Below are 905 nucleotides of genomic sequence, written 5' to 3' on the forward strand. Positions count from 1 at the left end.
CCGCGCGGCGGTCCGCGGCGCGGGCCGGGGCCGGAGGACGGCGCACCGCGGCCGCCGCCGGACTTCTCCTCGGCCACGCGCTGCCAGAGCGGGCGCGCGTCGCGCTGTGGCGCTGGCGCGAGCCGCTCCTCCTGCGGCGCCTCGATCTTCTCGCCGGGCTGCGGAGGCTTCACGTGGCCCTTGCGGATCACCACCGGGCCAGATTCGGGCTTCTTCTCCTCGGACATGGCGGGCGTCTTATAGCAGAGCCCCCGTGATCCGCGTATGAGTGGCCGGATGCCCGATCGCCGCGTGGCCGTCTTCCTCTCGCACGCCGACCCTGGCGCCCTCCGCCTCGCCGGCTCCTGCGCCCTCGCCGCCGCGTCCATGGGGGATCGGGTGGACGTCTACCTGTTCGGGCAGGCGGTCCCGGCGGTCGTGGCCGCGCACGACGCCGAGCCCGACGAGCCGGGGGCGCTCCTCCACCAGGCGCGTGCTGCGGGCGCGTGCCGCCTCGTCGCCTGCAGCGCGAGCGTGGTCGAGGAGAAGGTGCCGCTCGACGCCGCCGAGCAGGCGCTCGACGCGGTGGTGGGCTGGCCGACCGTCATCGAGTGGAGTCGCGGGGTCGTCGATCGCTTCTTCTTCTAGCCCGTGGGAGGGGGGCGAGCGGGGAACCCCTCAGGTGCCGCGCAGGACCCCGGAAGAGAGCGCCACTCCTGCGCGTTCGTCTCTTTTGCTTCCCCCTCCGGAGTCCCCATGGTCAGCCTGTCGATCGATCCGCCGCCGTCGCGCACGCCCCGTTCCTCGCGGGGAGGCCTCCTGGCCGTCCTCCTCGGTATCTCCCTTCTCCTCGCGCTCGCGGGCGGGTTCTGGCTCGGCCGGGCGACCGCGCCGGGGGGGAGCCTCTCCTCGGTCCCGGCGGTGGC

The 905-nt window shown here is 74.9% G+C and carries 1 protein-coding gene and 1 pseudogene; one reads left to right on the plus strand and one right to left on the minus strand.

Annotated elements, in window-relative coordinates:
• Positions 1 to 227 (minus strand): annotated as a pseudogene (locus tag MNZ39_RS24085) (RNA-binding protein); the annotation flags it as partial.
• A gap of 49 nt (positions 228 to 276) precedes the next feature.
• On the opposite strand from MNZ39_RS24085, the gene MNZ39_RS24090 reads away from it, so the two are divergent.
• On the plus strand, positions 277 to 627 hold the full coding sequence (locus MNZ39_RS24090) for a DsrE family protein (protein WP_242341611.1): 351 nt from the start codon (positions 277 to 279) through the stop codon (positions 625 to 627).
• Positions 628 to 905: the final 278 nt, after the last annotated feature.

Origin of the sequence: Anaeromyxobacter sp. SG66 (genome assembly GCF_022690805.1) — a bacterium.
GTDB classification, from domain to species: Bacteria; Myxococcota; Myxococcia; order Myxococcales; family Anaeromyxobacteraceae; genus Anaeromyxobacter; species Anaeromyxobacter soli.

Excerpts from the sequence above, each read along its gene's own strand:
- MNZ39_RS24090 (WP_242341611.1), top strand. The coding sequence starts at position 277 with ATGCCCGATCGCCGCGTGGCCGTCTTCCTCTCGCACGCCGACCCTGGC.